Origin of the sequence: Methylovirgula sp. 4M-Z18 (genome assembly GCF_037890675.1) — a bacterium.
Classification (GTDB): Bacteria; Pseudomonadota; Alphaproteobacteria; order Rhizobiales; family Beijerinckiaceae; genus 4M-Z18.
On record NZ_CP149574.1, the window covers coordinates 3,974,406 to 3,991,896 of the forward strand.

General features: G+C 56.5%; 15 protein-coding genes and 2 pseudogenes. 6 read left to right on the forward strand and 11 right to left on the reverse strand.

Annotated features, from left to right (window positions below; translation table 11 throughout):
* Positions 1 to 356: 356 nt before the first annotated feature.
* From ftsH to V9T28_RS18335, 7 genes and pseudogenes are all read right to left on the reverse strand, one after another.
* A complete protein-coding gene (gene ftsH / locus V9T28_RS18310) occupies positions 357 to 2,231 on the reverse strand; it encodes an ATP-dependent zinc metalloprotease FtsH (protein WP_116402176.1) in 1,875 nt (624 codons plus the stop codon).
* 317 nt (positions 2,232 to 2,548) lie between these two features.
* On the reverse strand, positions 2,549 to 2,674 hold the full coding sequence (locus tag V9T28_RS18315; protein WP_281024282.1) for a hypothetical protein: 126 nt from the start codon (positions 2,672 to 2,674) through the stop codon (positions 2,549 to 2,551).
* Between the two features lie 63 nt (positions 2,675 to 2,737).
* Positions 2,738 to 2,929: pseudogene (locus tag V9T28_RS23395) on the reverse strand (CHAD domain-containing protein); the annotation flags it as partial.
* Positions 2,862 to 4,067 carry a CYTH and CHAD domain-containing protein gene (locus tag V9T28_RS18320; protein WP_158554876.1) on the reverse strand — a complete coding sequence of 402 codons (1,206 nt, stop codon included), beginning with the start codon at positions 4,065 to 4,067 and terminating at the stop codon, positions 2,862 to 2,864. The pseudogene V9T28_RS23395 and the gene V9T28_RS18320, both read right to left, overlap by 68 nt.
* A gap of 281 nt (positions 4,068 to 4,348) precedes the next feature.
* Positions 4,349 to 5,275, reverse strand: coding sequence for a universal stress protein (locus V9T28_RS18325; protein WP_147306495.1), 927 nt, complete (start codon positions 5,273 to 5,275; stop codon positions 4,349 to 4,351).
* 259 nt (positions 5,276 to 5,534) lie between these two features.
* Positions 5,535 to 6,155: a hypothetical protein gene (locus V9T28_RS18330; RefSeq protein WP_116402180.1), complete on the reverse strand. Its 621-nt coding sequence runs from the start codon at positions 6,153 to 6,155 to the stop codon at positions 5,535 to 5,537.
* Between the two features lie 64 nt (positions 6,156 to 6,219).
* On the reverse strand, positions 6,220 to 6,936 hold the full coding sequence (locus tag V9T28_RS18335; RefSeq protein ID WP_116402181.1) for a Bax inhibitor-1/YccA family protein: 717 nt from the start codon (positions 6,934 to 6,936) through the stop codon (positions 6,220 to 6,222).
* 234 nt (positions 6,937 to 7,170) lie between these two features.
* Here V9T28_RS18335 and V9T28_RS18340 point away from each other — a divergent pair, with 234 nt between their 5' ends.
* Positions 7,171 to 7,293, forward strand: coding sequence for a hypothetical protein (locus V9T28_RS18340; RefSeq protein WP_281024283.1), 123 nt, complete (start codon positions 7,171 to 7,173; stop codon positions 7,291 to 7,293).
* Between the two features lie 134 nt (positions 7,294 to 7,427).
* Positions 7,428 to 7,571, forward strand: a complete 144-nt coding sequence (locus V9T28_RS18345) for a hypothetical protein (RefSeq protein WP_210210427.1) — start codon at positions 7,428 to 7,430, stop codon at positions 7,569 to 7,571.
* Between the two features lie 521 nt (positions 7,572 to 8,092).
* Here V9T28_RS18345 and V9T28_RS18350 read toward each other — a convergent pair.
* Positions 8,093 to 8,833: a CBS domain-containing protein gene (locus tag V9T28_RS18350; RefSeq protein ID WP_116402184.1), complete on the reverse strand. Its 741-nt coding sequence runs from the start codon at positions 8,831 to 8,833 to the stop codon at positions 8,093 to 8,095.
* 411 nt (positions 8,834 to 9,244) lie between these two features.
* Complete coding sequence (locus V9T28_RS18355) at positions 9,245 to 10,984, reverse strand: PHA/PHB synthase family protein (RefSeq protein ID WP_199500229.1); 1,740 nt, start codon at positions 10,982 to 10,984, stop codon at positions 9,245 to 9,247.
* Between the two features lie 124 nt (positions 10,985 to 11,108).
* Between V9T28_RS18355 and V9T28_RS18360 the strand changes: the two genes are divergently transcribed.
* Genes V9T28_RS18360 through V9T28_RS18370 form a run of 3 tightly spaced genes read left to right on the forward strand, consistent with a single transcriptional unit; the run spans position 11,109 to position 14,284 of the window.
* Positions 11,109 to 11,468 carry a phasin family protein gene (locus V9T28_RS18360; protein WP_158554878.1) on the forward strand — a complete coding sequence of 120 codons (360 nt, stop codon included), beginning with the start codon at positions 11,109 to 11,111 and terminating at the stop codon, positions 11,466 to 11,468.
* A gap of 30 nt (positions 11,469 to 11,498) precedes the next feature.
* Positions 11,499 to 11,927, forward strand: coding sequence for a hypothetical protein (locus V9T28_RS18365; RefSeq protein ID WP_116402307.1), 429 nt, complete (start codon positions 11,499 to 11,501; stop codon positions 11,925 to 11,927).
* A 14-nt stretch (positions 11,928 to 11,941) separates the two neighbouring features.
* Positions 11,942 to 14,284 (forward strand): HAD-IC family P-type ATPase, encoded by a 2,343-nt coding sequence (locus tag V9T28_RS18370; protein WP_116402186.1) that lies wholly within the window; start codon positions 11,942 to 11,944, stop codon positions 14,282 to 14,284.
* A gap of 504 nt (positions 14,285 to 14,788) precedes the next feature.
* Here V9T28_RS18370 and V9T28_RS18375 read toward each other — a convergent pair.
* Both V9T28_RS18375 and V9T28_RS23400 read right to left on the reverse strand, forming a co-directional pair.
* The gene (locus tag V9T28_RS18375) at positions 14,789 to 15,142 is read right to left on the reverse strand and encodes a c-type cytochrome (RefSeq protein WP_116402187.1); all 354 of its coding nucleotides are present in this window, start codon (positions 15,140 to 15,142) and stop codon (positions 14,789 to 14,791) included.
* A gap of 488 nt (positions 15,143 to 15,630) precedes the next feature.
* Positions 15,631 to 15,984, reverse strand: a complete 354-nt coding sequence (locus tag V9T28_RS23400; protein ID WP_445242134.1) for a universal stress protein — start codon at positions 15,982 to 15,984, stop codon at positions 15,631 to 15,633.
* A 280-nt stretch (positions 15,985 to 16,264) separates the two neighbouring features.
* Here V9T28_RS23400 and V9T28_RS18380 point away from each other — a divergent pair.
* Positions 16,265 to 17,370, forward strand: a pseudogene (locus V9T28_RS18380) (transposase); the annotation flags it as partial.
* Positions 17,371 to 17,491: the final 121 nt, after the last annotated feature.

Below are 17,491 nucleotides of genomic sequence, written 5' to 3' on the forward strand. Positions count from 1 at the left end.
GGCATGCTGAGGTACGAAACACATCCTAGCGACCCGCTTAACAGCCCCCAAGCGCTATCGCGTCACGCGAGTCTCCATACATTTTGTCACTGAAGACAATACAGCTAGTCTCGACGGGGAGAAAGATCGCTGCGACGCGCGCCTCTATATGACCTCGCGATTGTGAGCGACGGGAAAATATGAAAGGCCATACTGGACTCGATCACCTTCCATTGGAAGATGACCGAAATTTGATTGCGAACCGGCCTCCGCGTCGCCCTGACGGCCAGGCGAATACGTCGCCACTATAGCACTGCTGGGGCTGTCCTCGCGCCCGCTCGATTGCGGCTGAGCGGCCCTTGCGCCTTCCCACATCCCTATGAAGCGACGCGCAGGGGCACAGGATCTATCGTGGAACCAGCATCGGGCGCGACTGGCGTGAGCCTCTGCAAGGGTTTAAATTCTGCGGGCGTCAGTGTTTCCTTTTCCAGCAGTATCGCGCTGCCTCTATCGAGATCATCCCGTCTGCGCTCGAGGATCTCTCTGGCACATTTGCTGGCGTCATCGATCAAGCGTCGTACGCCAAGATCGATTTCGCGGCCCGTCAGCTCAGCCGCATTGTATAGATTGTCCCTGGACAGCCCGATGAAACCTTGAGACGGCGCGGTATAGGTCCGATCCCCCACAACTTTGTCCATGCCGTATTTGACGACCATATCAAGGGCAAGCTCGGTCGCTCGCTGTAGATCGTCGGCGGCTCCAGTGGAGATGTCGCCGTCGAAGATCAGCCTCTCGGCAGCCCTGCCGCCCATCAGCACGGCTAAGCGATTCACAAGCTCGCTCTCAGTCAGAAGAAAGCGGTCTTCGGTTGGACGCTGCATTGTGTATCCCAGCGCACCAATCCCGCGCGGCACGATCGAGACCTTTTGGACCGGATCCACGCCAGACAGGCTTGCGGCCACGAGGGCATGCCCCATCTCGTGATAGGCAACACGCCGCCGCTCCTCCTTGCCAAGAACGCGGCTCTTTTTCTCCGCTCCCGCAACCAAACGCTCAATCGCGGCCATGAAATCCGCCAGAGCGACCGCATCGGCATCGCGGCGAGTGGCCGCAATGGCAGCCTCGTTTATCAGGTTAGCGATATCCGCGCCTGTAAAGCCAATCGTCATGCCGGCAATCTGTTCAAAGTCCACATCTGACGCCAGGCGCAACTTATGGGCATGGACTTTAAGAATGGCAAGCCTGCCTGCTTGGTCTGGCCGATCGACCAGCACTTGCCGGTCGAACCGACCCGATCGCAACAGCGCGGGGTCGAGCACGTCGGGTCGATTGGTGGCCGCAAGCAGGATCACACCCGAACTCGGGTCGAAACCGTCGAGCTCGGAGAGGAGTTGGTCGAGGGTCTGTTCCTTTTCGTCCTGGCCGCCAAAGCCGCCCGACGCTCGGCTGCGGCCGAGCGCATCAAGCTCGTCGATAAAGATGATGCACGGCGCAGCTTTGCGTGCCTGTTCGAAAAGGTCGCGGACACGCGCCGCGCCTACCCCGACGAACATCTCCACGAATTCCGATCCCGAGATCGAAAAGAAGGGTACCCCTGCCTCGCCCGCCACCGCCCTCGCGATGAGCGTCTTACCCGTCCCAGGAGGCCCAACGAGGAGCGTGCCCTTCGGCGCTCTCGCGCCGAGCCGGCCAAATTTCTTAGGATCTTTAAGGAAAGTGACAATTTCCTGGAGTTCGAACTTTGCCTCGTCCACGCCCGCAACATCGGCGAAGGTCACCTTCGTGTCCGCCTCCATGTAGACCTTCGCGTGCGATTTTCCGATCGTCATCAGGCCTCCGAAACCCTGGCGCCCCGCCATGCCGCGGATGAGAAAGGCCCAGATGAAATAGAAGAACACGAACGGTGCGATCCAGGAAAGCAGAGTCATTAGCAGACCGCCGGACGGCACTCCGTTAACGGTCACACCATGCGCGCCAAGCTTGTCGGCGAGTTGGGCATCTACACGATCGGTAATGAAGAGCTTGTTCCCGCTCGGCATCGGGTCTTTGAGCACCCCTTCGATGCGGTCCGCGCCTACCGAGACTTCCGCGACCTTGTTCTGCGTCACCAGCTCGTCGAACTGGCTGAAGGGGATGGTCTCGACTCGATTGGACTGCGTCCATGCCCATTGCAGCAGGAGCCCGCCAGCAAGAGCCGCCCCGATGTATAGGACCGGGCCGTATTGCTTCCAATTGGAAGATGGTTTGGCCATAGGTTATTAACTCCCGTCAGAGTGCCTGCCTAACGAACGGAAGATGTCCGCTTCATCGTGGCCCTTGCGCTGGCTCTGCAGCATTTCTCGACATCGGTAGGCTATCGGTCCCGATCCCGGCCGCTTTGATCTGCCGCAATCCCAATCGGCCGTCACCCTCACGAACGCCTTCTTCCCTCTCGCTTCCCGGCCCGAAAACGGACGTCGGACTGCGGCTATGCAATCGATGTTTCGAAGGCCCGCCTCCTCGCCGTTTCCGCACGAATGCAGCGATCCAGGATCGAGAAAGGGCCGCGCGATATTGTCGCGAGTGCCACCTAGAACGATTGCCAGAAGGGCTTTTGCCGAAGCACCAACTCCTGCGCGATCTCGGCGGCTTTCAGAAGATGCCGACGCGATGCCTTGCCTTTGATGATCGCACTGGGCGTAATGTCTCCATTCATTGTGTGTAGGCGCTCCCTAAGCGATACGACATCATTGAGCTTACCCAAATAATCCTGAAGCGACCCGAGGTGGGCGCTCAGATGTTCGCATTGTTCGGTATGTGCCGCTCCAGGAAAAGCGTTACCGACGAACTCGCATGCATATCGAAGCGTTTTCGCTTGAATACGGAGACAATGCCGCTCTTGTTCACTCAAGTGCGATACTGGGGCGAATTCGTTCAGCTTCTTCCATCGTTTTGTCAAAATGTCTGACACAATAGTACGAGTGGGGCGCCTCGCAGCGTCGACATGCGCTTGCTTGCTTGTTTGTGTTTCGACCGCATATGATAGTCTCCAGAAGTGCGATCATCCGGGCCCAAAAGCGCCTGGAGCATAGCAACTCAACGACTTTCCGATAAGCCGCCTTGCGGTCCCGACAAAGACCATTGAGAATGGCCCCCGTATCGGACTGTTTGCTCTTGTTGAGCGCTTCGATGGCGACGTCGAGATCCCGGGCTTCGCCAAGTCGCCTAAATGCTCGTTTTATCTCTGCTCGGCTCTTGCCTTTGCGCATTTTTGGCAACCATTTCTTGCACAATGACATGAGCGAAAGAAGCCGTCTTAATGCCACACGCATCTGATGTACACCTTCGGCGGAATGCCGCTCCGAAAACAACGCTTCGTTCGCCGCGAAATAACTGATGCAGTGCAGTGCGTTGGTCCGAACAGCATCTTCGAACGCCACGTCTGCGTCGAGCGTGATCGCGGGAGGTTTCCAAAACGTCGACGTTCCTCCCCGACGCAGACGATAACCGCGCTCGGCTTTGCTGGTGGTCGCGATCTCCAGGCACGCAACCTTCGCAAGCGCTCTTGCGAGATCAAACGCATCGGCAATCGCGCCGTGCCGTAATTCAATCTCCAGTTCGCGGATTGGTTGGCGCTTGCCCCCGGCTTGAATAATTCCCTCGTCGAGGGAGGCAATGATATCACTGCCGTTCCAATGAAGAGTCCAATTTGTACGCTCTACGTCAACGCAAAAGACGGCTTTCAGCTTATCATCAATGTGTTTTGCCAGCCTCGCCGGGCAATGACGGCGTACGTGATCCAGATCAAGTATTGGCCGCGGCACTCGGATCTCATACTCGCGGCGCAGGAATAGACTGGCGAACGCCGGAGACTCATACTTCAGTGTCTGCACGATCCGGTGAGCAGATTTACGCAGGCGAAGCGAAACGCCTGCTTTGTGAAGCAAGTGGTCGGAAGTGTCGAAATAAGTCGATTGAAGAACTTCCTTTCGCCATGACAGTGGTGTGAGGATTGACCGGGCGCGGATATTGGCAACGTCATCAGCCGTGAGTCTGAATTTTAGCTCGCTTTCCTGGGAAGTTATTGCCCGCGCGTTTCCGATGTCCACGTAGGTTCTCCATCCATTTCGCAGCTGACCGGTGGCGCCCCAAACACCTCCAAAAGTCGCCTGCGGCTCGGCTGGCACTCGACAACCATGATAGCGGGACCGCGATGGCTCACTCATGTCTTAAGACACGGTGGAAGGCCAATGCCTCAATCTGCGTAACCGGTATGGGCATACTCGCGCGAAGACTCAGGCCGGCAAGCACTCCGCGCAACCAATGCATCGCAATGTGGCAATGCTTTCTACGTCGCCTCCCGAATCACGGCGGATCCCCAGACTGCGACTCAATGTGCCAAATATACTGGCACAGGCGCATCCGTAAGCATGGCTTGCGTCACCCCGCCGAAAATCCGTTCCCGCCACCGCGAATGGCCATAGGCTCCCATCACGATCATGTCGGCAGCAACATCCGTCGCATGCTGTTTCAATACGTCGGCGACACAGCTACCGGCGCTTGGTAGACGTTCAACGATTGCAGTAACACCATGTCGCGCCAAATAGGCACCGACGTCGGCCCCTGGTTCGGCACCGTTGATGTGATAGAACGCATCCGGATCAACCATGGTGACATGCACTTTCTGCGCTTTTCGCAATAGACCAAGGCTCGCATGTACGGCTCGACTGGCCTCAACGCTCGAATCCCAGGCGAGTACAATCGTGCGGGGTTGTAATGTGGTTGTCGCTGTCCTCTGACTCAGGAGCAAGGGTACAGAAGAGTCAAACAACGCACCAATAATCGCTCGCAATCGCACATCCTCATGGTTTTGCAGATCAGATCCGATCAGCACGAGATCGGCATAGCAGGCGCGTTGACCGATGGTTTCGGCCGCCCGCGCCATTTCGACATATTCGCCCTCAACGTCACTTGATAGATCTTCTCGGGCCAGAAGTGTACGAACCTGTGCACCCCTTTGATGAAGGGTTGCAACGTCATTCTCCAAGGCATCGACCCACAGGCTTGAACCCGATATCCCAAAGTCGGCCATCGGCGGTGACGGCGCCAACGCTATGATCAACAGGCTCAAATGCGCATTGACTGACTGGCACAATGCGATTGCGGCGCGAATGTCATCGTCAGACTGACCCGCTGCGATAACAGAGAGGATGGATTTGATCGTCATGGTCAAGCTCACAGAATTGCGACGAGCTTTTTTAAGGCAAGCGCGACGACGCGCCTTGCGTTGAATCAAAATGCCGTCGATTTTCGGCATTGGTACGACCCTGTGGTCCCTTGAGCCGTTTACAGCAAGCAAGGATAGCCGCACCGACCCTTGTCCGCCACGCAGATCGGCCGCGGTCTCCTTGACGTTTTGCAATGGAAAGACATTGCATGGGTCGCAACCTCAAACCGAGGCGCGACGCGAAGGAATTCCACCCCATTTTCGCGCGTCAGATTGGTCACCGAAACATTTTGCTGCTCCTCCCACAACACATCATAGGGAAACTTCGGAACCTCTGCCATGCCCTCGTCTATCCGCTGACGCGGCGCTCGTGTCGAAAGGTCCACCATAACGACGCGCCGACAAAGGCAAGGAAAATCAGGCCGACCAGAACAACAGTGATGAGCACCGCAGATTGTTCGATCCAGGCCACACCCGGCACCGCCAGCGCCAACAACAGCCCAACCACGCAGATTTGCCACGCCGCAATGTGCAGCCCGGCCAGAAAAGTTGCGAGCGCCAGAATGGTCATGAGCATGAGCCCGGTGGTTGCATTGTTGGCCACGCTGCGCACACTTGGGAGATAGGCGAGATTCATTGCAACCAGCACCGCTGACCAGTGGAGGGCCTGTTTCAAAATCAGCATGAAGTGACCCGACGCAAATGTATGGCGCCAGCCAGCGGCAATGCAGGCGAGAGCGAAAAGTGGGACGATCCATTCCCAAATGAGCGGGCTCGGGCCTGACACGAAGCTCACATAGCCGACGCCCAGCACTGCCGCCGACAACATAGCAATATAAGGCAGGTCAAGTCGCAACAACCGCAGGAACAGTCGCGGCGGCGGTTCATGGGCAACAATCTCCAGATCATGTTCGAGTGTCTCAACCCAATCGGATTTCTGCGTGGCATCGCTTTTATGTGCGTTTGTCATCCTCGTCGCCTCGGTCGGTCGCGATAGTCGAAGTTGATTCGTATCTGTCGCATATGGATTTTCCCTACCAACGACGGCGGCCGCCGCCAGTGAGTGGCATGAGCATGAGGAAGAGGTTTAGAAAATCGAGATAGAGGGCAAGCGCGCCGAGAATCGCTTTCTTGCTCGTCACATTGTCTTCATCCGCGGTAACGTAGATCTCGCGCACACGCTGACTGTCCCATGCGGTCAGGCCGATAAACACCACCACGCCCACGATAGACAGAGCGAATTGGAAGGCCGAGGACACAAAGAAAAGATTGACCAGGCCGGCGATCGCCACTCCGAAAAGACCCATCATGAGATATGTGCCCAACCCGCCCAGATCGCGCTGGGTGACATGACCATAAAGACTGGTGAGCGCAAAGGTCGTCGCCGCGATGAAAAATACCGGCGCGATGCTTACCGTACTATAAATGACGAAGATGCCGGCCAGCGACAGACCGACTGTACTTGCATAGACCCAGAAACATATATGAGCGGTCGCAACACTCATGCGGCTCATTTGAAAGGTGAGGAGAAAAACGAGAGCCACGGGCGCCAGCAGCACGATCCAATACGCAGGCGTATCGAAAATCACTTCATAAAAGGCATTTTGCGCAGCAAAATAAGCAATCAGGCCGCTGAGGGCTAGTCCTCCGGCCATATAGCCATAGACACGCAGCATATAACGGTGCAGCCCCCCGCCAACATCCGCATAAGAAAAATGGGGCTGGGACGGTGTGGTGCTTAGGTTGGCCATATCTGCTCCTACCGAGGGATATGCACATCCTAGACCACCGTGCCGACCTCGCCTTGATCCGAATCAATTGCCGCCACAGGGCGATATGGGAAAGGATGTAGAACCAACACATCGATTATAAGTGCTGAAATAATGCGGACATAGCCAGAATTGATGTAGATCGGCGCGCCGCGAGCGCCAGTTCCCCATAGTTTGAACGTCGCCCCGCCCGCGGCTGGCAGGGAGGCGACCATGATGGCAACGGCGCTCGCCACCTATCGTGATGTGATGGTTCATCTTGACGCCACCGTGGAAGATGAGATCCGTATCGCTCATACTGAGACGAACGCAGCGCAGTGCCGGGCCCATCTTATGTGAAGAATAGCCATGAGGAAGGAGCTGCGACCTTTCGGCGCCTGGAACAGCACTTTGGCCCACTCAAGGTCGCCCATGAGTTGCGCAAGATTGAGGATGTCGCCCGCCGCCTACCTCGGGAGATCGTGGAAGCGAGGATGTTTGACAGCGGCCACGGGCTCTATCTTGTGCCGTCCGGGGTTCATCCCCCCAAGTCATTTGCCAAAGTCATAGTCGGATGGGTCGACGCGCGCGCGGTGGTGCAGGCGTTGGCTGAGACGCTGCCGCTGATGACCCATTGACGGTGACGCGCCGAGGCTGGCCGCATCACGACGCAAACGGGGTAAATTCGGCTGCGGTCAGGATTACCTCCATTAACAGTGAAGCCGCGCCAACGTCGAGATCGTGCGGCCTGGATGCCGCCGCGTTCATCAAAGTCACGTGAGGCGCCTCTATCTGCCGCGCGGATGTCTCTGCCCCGCCGAACGGTCCGCTCATTCACCCACGGTTGGCAAAACTGCGCTCAATCGCGACGGCAACGTCTCCCATCTCAGCCATGGCCGCAATATCGCGCGCAGCCACAATATGGCTGTGATCGATTCCGTGCCCAACATGCCACGGATACTCGTATGCGGCATCGCGCCCCGACGGGTGGCGTAAGGCGAACCGGTATCGCCGTGTCAGCGGAATCAAATCCCATCGTGTAACGCCGTGGGTCGATGGCGTCTGTTCGCCAAATTGTATCCGGTGAAAATACGGCCTTCACGAATCGCTAGTTTCACAAGAGATTTGATTGCAGTCATGGCAGCACGCCGTGCGCCGACTAGGCGGCCGACTTTGAATTTTTCGTCGTTTTCTGGTCCTCGGCGGACAGAAGAAATGCACCCGAATAAGGTTCAATCCAGACGAGATGATCGTGGACCGCCTTCACGCCCGGCGTATTTTCTGCAATCACAATCAATGCCTCCCGTTGGCGCTCATCGAGAATATTGCCGTGGAGGTCAACATTGCCGCCGTGGACCTCTACATCGATCGTCGTGATCGGCGCCCAGTCCTGTGCGGCAATTTGTCGGCAAATCGCTTCTCTTAACGAGTCGTCTGCATCAATATGGTCTGTGGCCGGCAAAAGGCTAGCAAGCAAGCGCAAAAGATCGGCCCGCGTCACGATTCCAACCACTTCGCCTTGCGACGTGACAGGCAGTCTCTTCACCCGGTGTTTGTTCATAAGACCCACCGCATCATACAGATCGTCGTCTTTGTCGGCCGTAAAAAGGGTGGTGCTCATCAATTCACTGACTCGCCGACCGTGGCTGCGGACGTAATCGGATGCAGCTTTTCCTGGGCCACGCAAGAAGGACACCCAGCGTGCATGTTCCTCTTCGGTGCCGAGCTCGACACGTCGCAGAAGGTCGCCTTCGCTCAAAATGCCAACGAGCTTTTGGGTCGCATCAAAAACCAGAAGACCGCTGATATGGGATTTCAGCATCAATTCAATCGCCTCGGCAATGGGTGCATCTTCCTGAATGCCGACGATGTGAGATGTCATCGCATCTTTAACTTGCATAGCAGCTTCTCCAGATCATCTTGCGCCGCAGAAAAGCACAAAATGACGGAGGCGGAATTGATGTACAGCAAACTCAGCCCCTTAACCGGCTTTTGAGCTGGAGCCGAATGTGTGCTGACGGCGCGGTTCTATTCGCCGGCAGATATTATAATTGTCGATTTGGACGAGAACCGCCTGGAAACTCCAAAGCGCTTTGGCGAGGCCGCAGCGGTCAATGCCGCAAATGTCGAAGCCGTCTTCAACAATGGCATTTTGACAGTTACAATCCCAGTTCCAACCGAGGCGCAGAAGCGGTTCAGGAAAGTCGAAATTAAATCTGTCGCCCAGCGCAAGATGAGCCAGCTACCAACGGAGGCATCTCATGGCTCCGTTGGTGCATCGGCTATCCGAAATAGAGTGATCGAAAGGCGGCTACTCGAACACATAACATCCAGGCGCCGGCGCAATGACCGGCAAACCATGTGAGGGATCCCCAATGTTGGGGGGCGCCACTGGTGAACCGGAACGGGACTCAAGCCATTTAATCCATGCTGGCCACCATGAGCCGTCGTTTAAGGGCGCACTTTTGAGCCATGTGGCAGGATCGGTGCGCAGGTCACGCGCAGGCGTTGTTAGAATATGATAGTGCCGGTTAGTATGTGTCGGCGGCGAGACAATACCCTGATTATGGCCGCCATTGGTAAGAGCAAAAGTGATGTCGGTTTCGAACAGACTGTGCGCCTTATAGACCGATGTCCAGGGCGCAACATGGTCCCATTCCGCCCCCACCACAAACAACGGAATGCGAATATCCTGGAGCGCGATGGGTTTTCCGTCCACCATCATGCGACCCTCAGCCAAATCGTTGTTCAAATACAGGCCGCGCAAATATTCGCTATGCATGCGAAATGGCATTCGTGTTGCGTCAAGCGACCAAGCCGCGATGTCCGATGTGGCTTCGCTTTCTGCCAGAAGGTAATGATGGATCAAGCGCGACCAGATTAAATCGTTGGAACGCAGAAGGTTGAATGTTCCCACCATTTTTGAAGCGGCGAGAACACCCTTTTCCCACATTATATCATCCAACACCGCCAATTGGCTTTCGTCGATGAACAGCCGCAATTCGCCCGCCTCGGTAAAGTCGGTTTGCGCGGCGAGCAGGGTGAGCGATTGCAGCCGATCATCATGATTTTGCGCCATAGCCGCCGCGGCAATGGCGGACAATGTCCCGCCGATGCAATATCCGACTAGATGGGCGTGGGGTGCGCCGGTGATTGTGAGGGCGGCATGCAGCGCACGTGCAATGCCTTCAGCGCGATAATCGTCAAAGCCTATATCGCGGAGGCGCGCATCGGGATTTTTCCATGAGATCATGAAAACCGTGTAACCATGATCGACGAGATATTTCACCAGGGAATTTTCCGACTGCAGATCGAGAATGTAGTATTTCATGATCCAGGCCGGCACGATAACGATGGGTTCGGGGCGGACCTGCTCCGTGGCCGGAGTATATTGGATGACCTCGACGAGTGGTGTGCGCAACACAACTTCGCCCTTGGTGATGGCAACATTTTTACCCGGTTGAAAGGCGTCGGCACCAGCGGGACGCCGCCCGTGCATGACCTTCATCATATCATCGGCGGCATGGGCCAGGCCTTGCAGAAGATTCGTGCCATGGCTGGCCCGGGTGCGGTTGAGCACATCGGGATTGGTCAAAACAAAATTGGAGGGAGAGAAACAATCGAGTGCCTGACGCGCGACGAAATTGAGCTTGGCAAGGTCATGGGGGGCGGCGCCATGAACGTGACTTGTGGCCTCATCCCACCAGCGTTCTGTAGCCAGAAGTGTTTCGGCATAAAGTGCAAACGGCCATTGTTGCCAAGCTACGCTGCGAAAGCGCTTGTCATGGGGCAAGGAGTGCTCGCAGGGAACGCACTCTCCATGCCCCTGCATCATCGTCCAGGAAAGGCTGCCCAGTTTCAGAGCCGCCCTTTGAGCCTCGAGCACCAATTCGTAGACACGTGCCGGTGATACCGTGAGATGTACGGCCCAATCAAACCAGGCCGTGGCCAGCCCCATGGGCGAAAAGCCTCCGCTGGCCTCGGCAAGGGCAGCATGAACAATCCGGTCAATGACACTTTCTGAAATTCCAGCGGGCCGAAATATGGTCACCCGAACCTCCTCACGATGTATTTTTATTGTGCCGTAAATTTGCCGATTAAGGCTTGATGCAGATCAAGGTCAGAATTTCCCCGAGATGACATTCAATAAACGTTTCAGAGCAAGGAGTAACGCTATGTCAACGAATCCCGCCAAATTGGTTCAATCAGCGTCCGAAGACGCAATAAAGTCGGTTCGGGCGCAATTCGCCCCTATGTATCACCTGCATGAAAAGGTGATAGAATTACAAATGAACACATTGTCTCAAATACTTGACTTCATGGGTCGCCGGATGAAGGCGCAAAGTGATTTCTTTCATAGTCTCGGGCAATGTCATGATCTCACCAAAATGTCCGAAGTGCAGAGTCGTTTCTGGCAGCGCGTATCCGAAGACTACACGACGGAGGTCGGCCAATTGACGGAAATGGCCAGGGAAAGTGTCGATAAAATTGCGAAAGCAGCGGCCAGCAAGACACCGCAAAGTCACGCGGCCTAACGGCCCCATCGAGCGGTGGGGAAATTGACCGTGACGACGACGCGACCACCGACCTGTTTTTATCATGTGCATCTCGAGTTGGCGCGGGAGAGGGGCCATCCGCAAGGTGACAGTCGCGAAGGCCACGATCTGCTCGTTCCATGGGATGCGCAGCAGCATCTTGATCCCGTCGGATGGAAGGCGCATCGTGAAGTGTGCCGGGTTCGGCATTTTGCCCCCCCCCCCGCAGAGGACATGCACGCGCAGTTGCGACGTAAGCCGGGCGGGCACTGGTCTCTTGACTATGAGTCCGATGACGCCTCAAGTGCAGAAGACGAGGATTCTGGTCCTCGGCGCAATCAGGCACGGCTGCTGCCAGGCGAATATGTCTCGATTCAGAATCAAGGCGTGATGCATACCTATCGCGTGACGGAAGTTAAACAACTCGATCATATTCCGGCAATGCGCGACCGGCGCTGAAAGCGTAAGATGCCATGAATGTTCCACTCGTGGCGAAGGAAATGGCTGAGCGTGAGGCGGGGTTGACGAGTGCCGAAGCCCAGCGCCGACTCGAGCAGTGTGGGCCAAATGCCATTGCAACTGTTACGTCCCATTTCTGGCGGCGGGTTTTGGGCAAGTTTTTCGCGCCTGTTCCCTGTATGCTGGAGGCGGCGATTGTGTTGCAACTTGTCCTTGGGCAGCAGATCGAGGCACTGGTCATGGCCGCCCTGGTCGTTTTCAATGCCGCGCTTGGCCTATTTCATGAAGGTCGCGCCGAAGCGACGCTTAATGCGCTAAAGTCGCGCCTCGCGCTCAACGCCTCAGTACGCCGGGAGGGTGATTGGATCATCGTTCCGGCAAAGGAGTTGGTGCCCGGCGATGTCGTCAAACTGTCTCTAGGCAGCGTGGTTCCGGCGGATGTTGAAGTGCATTCGGGTAATGTGTTGCTCGATCAATCGATGCTGACGGGGGAATCCCTACCCGTTGAAGGCGGAATTGGCACGATCACCTATGCGGGAGCGCTGGTGCGGCGAGGCGAGGCTGTCGCTGAAGTGACGGCGACCGGCGGTCGCACCAAATTTGGCCGTACCGCAGAATTGGTGCGCACCGCCCATGTCACAGGATCACAACAAAAGGCGATTTTCCGCGTCGTGCGCAATCTTGCGCTTTTCAATGGCCTGATTGTCCTGTTGCAACTCATTTATGCAACCTGGTTGGGCTTGCCGGTCGGCGAGCTTGTGCCGTTGCTCCTGACAGCCATGTTGGCGGCAATCCCGATGGCGCTGCCCGCCACGTTCACATTGGCAACCGCCTTCGGTGCCGAGGCGTTGGCCAAGCGCGGCGTGCTGCTGACCCGGCTGTCGGCGGTGGATGAAGCTGCATCTATGGACGTTCTCTGCGTTGACAAGACCGGCACCCTGACCCGCAACGCATTGTCGGTGGTCGCCGTGCGCCCACTGCCAGGATATGACATCGACCATGTTCTTGCTTTTGCTGGTCTTGCGAGTTCAGATGGCGGCCAGGATCCGGTTGATCAGGCCATTCGACGGGCAGCCGCGCAGCTCCGTTTGACCGATATGCCAACGGTGCGATGTTTTTTCCCCTTTGATCCAGAAAAGAAAAGGTCGGAAGCGCTGGCCTGCAACGCGCAGGGGCGGGAATTGCGAATTGTCAAAGGCGCGTTTGCCTATGTGAACGATCTGGCCGGGGCCAAGGCTGATGTCACGGGGCTGGCGGAAGAACTGGAGGCACAGGGCGCGCGGGTTCTCGCAGTCGCCGTGGGGGAGCCGCAGCAGATGGCCATCGTTGGTCTTATCGCACTGGCCGATCCGCCACGTGCTGATTCCGCCGTATTGATTTCGCGCCTACGCGATCTTGGTGTCCATGTTGTGATGGTTACGGGTGATGCGCCGGTAACGGCCGCGACGATTGCACGCGCCGTGGGCATCAACGGGCCGGTCTTTTCCGCGGGACAAATTCCTGATCGAATAGGCCCTGAAGATTTCGCCGTGTTCGCCGGCATTTTGCCGGAGGACAAATTCAATATCGTCAAAGCGTTTCAACGCGACGGACATGTGGTGGGCATGTGCGGCGACGGCGCCAATGATGCTGCTGCTCTGCGTCAGTCGCAAATGGGCATTGCCGTGGCCTCGGCCACCGATGTGGCAAAAGCGGCTGCCGGGATGGTGCTGACTGAGTCCGGCCTTGGCTCTATTGTGGCGGCCATCCGCGAAGGACGCATCACCTTCCAGCGGATCTTGACCTATACGCTGCGCTCGCTCACCCGCAAGATCGACCAACTGTTGTTCCTAACCCTGGGATTGGTTCTCACCGGCCATGCCATTCTGACGCCGCTGTTGATGATTGTCCTGATGACCACCGGCGATTTCCTCGCCATGGCGGCCACCACCGATAATGTCCGGCCGTCGGTAATACCCAACAATTGGCGGATCAATCATCTCACCCTAGCGGGCCTGATTCTGGGTGCGTGCAATTTGCTATTCTGCGGCAGTATTCTGGCCTTTGGCAAATTCCGCCTCGGGTTTGATCTTGAAGCTTCGCGCAGTCTCGCCGTGATCACGCTGGTTTTCAGCGGCCAGGCAGTACTCTATGTGGTTCGCGAGCGACACCGCTTGTGGGCGTCGCGCCCGAGCGTCTGGCTCATGGCTTCGTCCGCGATCGACCTGTCGTTCTTTTCTGCCCTCGCGATCGGTGGATGGCTGATGGCGCCGCTGCCACCCCAGATCGTCGCGGGGCTAGGCATTGCGACAATCATCTTCGCCTTTGTTCTTGATCAGATTAAGATACTGATTTTCCGCCATCTGGCGATGGCATAGGAAGCGACAGGTTGATTGGTAACGCAACGCCTCGATTGGATCGAGACGGGCCGCTTTGTGGGCAGGGAAGTAACCGAAGCATATATCACCCATTGCCGCGAAGGAACACCGCCTGCAACAGCGGTTACCGAGAACGGCGCCGGCCAGCCAAAAAAGAAAGAAATGGCCAGCGACACGGCAAGCCCCAACAAAACGCCCGCAAGTCCTCCGGACGTCAGCATGGCGCGTGGGGGCAAGGCATCTTCGTTGGGCACAATAATGCACACTGCGATACGGATTCGCCTCGTGCTAATGACCGACGCGTTATTCTACTTGGCGGCAGAGTAAAAATTCTCTCCGCTCTCGGCGACGCGCCGCATGATTCGATGGCCTGTATCTGCGCATTTTGCTTCGGCGCCACACCCATGGTCAATAACGCGCGACTGCGGGCTTCCACGGCTGATTGACAAGAGGCGCAGAGGCACAATCAAGCTATGCCGCAATTCTTGAATCCCTTGCGTCGGTTCAGTGTTTCAAACTCAGTAGATAAGCTGCCATTTGTTTGATTTGATAATCTAACAATTCAGGGTTCGGCATGCCCTTTGGGCTGCTTATGTCTCGATGAGTGGTGGTCAGGAAGTTTTGCAACCAAGCTGCCGATAACTCCTTCCGTTGGGCAATGCGCGAAAACGGCGGAGCGGGCGGATTCAAGATCGGTTTGGCCTCTTGATCTTTGGCTGCCACATGACAATATGAGCATATCATAATCGCTAATTTGTGCCCCTGTGCGACATCGTCTGCGGCCATTACATCTTGCGCTTGTGCCGCAGACATAAAGCCCACTAACGTTAGCACAGCTGTATGTATCTTCCATTTCATAATGCGCTCCTGTTGCTGAATGCATTTTCAGTTTAGCAGATGGAGGATCGCTGCAGCTCGAGAGATATGCGTGCGCCGCATCTCAACCCTCCAACGCAAAATACCGACCTATTACAAGAGACGCGTCGCCGCGGCGTTTTTTCGTATAGCCATTTCCGTCGGAAAGACGCCGTTAGTCGCTTGGATTGCGTCGCAACTGACCATAATGATCCGGCGCTTTGGGACGGAAGTGTGTATTACGATATATGCTTTGATATTTTTTTGTTTTGTTGCATCAAACCTCAGATCTTCGATCAGCTGCAATGGTCATTAACGTCCGTCACTGCGCTCATTACCTGCAGCCCCGCTCTCAGAAACTCGCATTGAGTGGATGTGACAAATATTCATTGTTGATTTTGACCGATCAGTGAAGCCAAACTCGTCCTCTCATGTTGCTAAGCTGAGACAGCGAGAGAGCATCAATTGAGCATGGCGCAATATTTCCGCCTTTACCGAAAAACGAGCACAGGAATTTTTGAACATGTTAGAAGTCTTGCCGTCTGACGGCCGATCATGAGGCCGGATACACCGCTCCGCCCGTGTGACGCCATTGCAATGAGATTGCAGAGACATTTTTCCCCCGTGTCGATGATGACCTTGTAAGGGTCGGCATTTTTAACTCGGATGACTGTGCACGGGACGCCCCAGGACTTTGCCTTCTCTTTGGCGCGATCCAATATGCGCAGTGCCTGCGCATGCAGGTAGTTCTCGCACTCTTTCCGCGATTCCCTCAACCGCCTGGTGTCGACAGCGAATAGGGAACCAGGCTCGATCATCGTTAGCACCGTGATTTTCGCGTTCATGTCTTTCGCAAATGCGGGACTCTTTTGCAAGGCAATGACGGAAAGCGGCGAACCATTCCGTTGGGATCAACAGATGACGATACTTTATAATCCCCAGAAAAAGGGTCGTTCATATTGTCAAATCCACGTAGGGACACATTGATCAAAATCAAGAAAGGGAAATATCTAGCCTGGATTATTCAGCTCGCATGAATTTGGCGCTGGTGGGCATAGCGTAAGAGCCTGCTGCGGCGTAGGATTCGGGTGTCTTTGCCAAACCGTCGTGCATTTTGCGCCCGCCATGACCGACAATACGATTCTGCCGTTCTCGTTTCCAGCCGTCGCGCCCAAGAAAGTCACAGCTGATTTCGATGGCGGTCGTCTCACTTCTGATGGCGGCGTGGTGCTCCTCACCATGGTTGAACGACGCCTCGGCATCGCCGAACGTCTCGCCCGCATCTTCCCTGACCGTCGCGACCCGACGCGTATTACACATACGCTGGCGGACATGATCCGCGCCCACGTGTTCGCGATCCGCTGTGGCTACGAGGACGCCGACGATCTGGATTTCCTGCGATCGGACCCAGCGTTCAAGCTCGCCTGCGGGCGCCTGCCGGACACGGGTTCGGACCTATGTTCGCAGCCAATCCTGTCGCGGCTGGGAACGCGCCCGGCCTGAAAGACGTGTTTCGCTTGATCTAAGCCCTCGTCGATCAATGGATGGCGTCCTATGAGCGGGAACCAGGGTCCGTCACCCTCGACATCGATGACACCTGCGAGGTCGCGCACGGCCAGCGGCAGTTGTTGCTGTTCAACGCCCATGATGACGAGCGCTGCTTTCTGCCGATCCATATCTACGATACAGAAAAATCCCGGCCCGACGCCATCCGCACGAAACGCGGAATCGATGACAAAGCGGTCGTGCGCGATTACGCCGCGATGCCGCACAAGGCGAAGTCGTGGAGATGCGAGCGATGCGCGGTCGCCCGCATCGAAGGGACCAGGCTGGGTCTCGACATCGGTTTCGTGGTCACTAATCTCGACCGCGGTTCGGCGGAATGACTCTACGACAGTCTCTATTGCGCACGCGGGCAGGCCGAAAACCTGATCAAGCTGCACAAGACCCATCTGGCGTCCGATCGAACCTCCTGCCACTCGGCGATCGCGAACCAAGTCCGTCTGGTGTTGCACACCGCCGCCTATTGGCTCATGCTCGCCGTCCGCGACGCGATTCCAAAGCCCCGCGACCTCGCGACAGCGGAGTTCGCAACCTTGCGTCTATGCCTGTTGAAAATTGCCGCCCGGGTCATCGAGACGCTCAGCTGCGTGCGTCTCGCATTCGCCGCCGCCTGTCCCGAGATTGATTTGGTTCGCGGCTTGCCCGGTGCCCTGGCGCCACTTGGGCCGTGGACAGATCGGGCAAGCGCCCCACATCGCCCATGCCAATCCCAACAGCGCGTGCAAACAGTATCGTTCGTCAGACGGCGAAAAATCTGAACGCAGACCCGCGTCTCAACGCACACAATCG

Excerpts from the sequence above, each read along its gene's own strand:
- V9T28_RS18340 (WP_281024283.1), top strand. The coding sequence starts at position 7,171 with ATGGCAACGGCGCTCGCCACCTATCGTGATGTGATGGTTCATCTTGAC.
- V9T28_RS18315 (WP_281024282.1), bottom strand. The coding sequence starts at position 2,674 with ATGAATGGAGACATTACGCCCAGTGCGATCATCAAAGGCAAGGCATCG.
- V9T28_RS18325 (WP_147306495.1), bottom strand. The coding sequence starts at position 5,275 with ATGCCGAAAATCGACGGCATTTTGATTCAACGCAAGGCGCGTCGTCGC.
- V9T28_RS18375 (WP_116402187.1), bottom strand. The coding sequence starts at position 15,142 with ATGAAATGGAAGATACATACAGCTGTGCTAACGTTAGTGGGCTTTATG.
- V9T28_RS18330 (WP_116402180.1), bottom strand. The coding sequence starts at position 6,155 with ATGACAAACGCACATAAAAGCGATGCCACGCAGAAATCCGATTGGGTT.
- V9T28_RS18345 (WP_210210427.1), top strand. The coding sequence starts at position 7,428 with ATGTTTGACAGCGGCCACGGGCTCTATCTTGTGCCGTCCGGGGTTCAT.
- V9T28_RS18360 (WP_158554878.1), top strand. The coding sequence starts at position 11,109 with ATGTCAACGAATCCCGCCAAATTGGTTCAATCAGCGTCCGAAGACGCA.
- V9T28_RS18335 (WP_116402181.1), bottom strand. The coding sequence starts at position 6,936 with ATGGCCAACCTAAGCACCACACCGTCCCAGCCCCATTTTTCTTATGCG.
- V9T28_RS23400 (WP_445242134.1), bottom strand. The coding sequence starts at position 15,984 with ATGAACGCGAAAATCACGGTGCTAACGATGATCGAGCCTGGTTCCCTA.
- ftsH (WP_116402176.1), bottom strand. The coding sequence starts at position 2,231 with ATGGCCAAACCATCTTCCAATTGGAAGCAATACGGCCCGGTCCTATAC.
- V9T28_RS18350 (WP_116402184.1), bottom strand. The coding sequence starts at position 8,833 with ATGCAAGTTAAAGATGCGATGACATCTCACATCGTCGGCATTCAGGAA.
- V9T28_RS18370 (WP_116402186.1), top strand. The coding sequence starts at position 11,942 with ATGAATGTTCCACTCGTGGCGAAGGAAATGGCTGAGCGTGAGGCGGGG.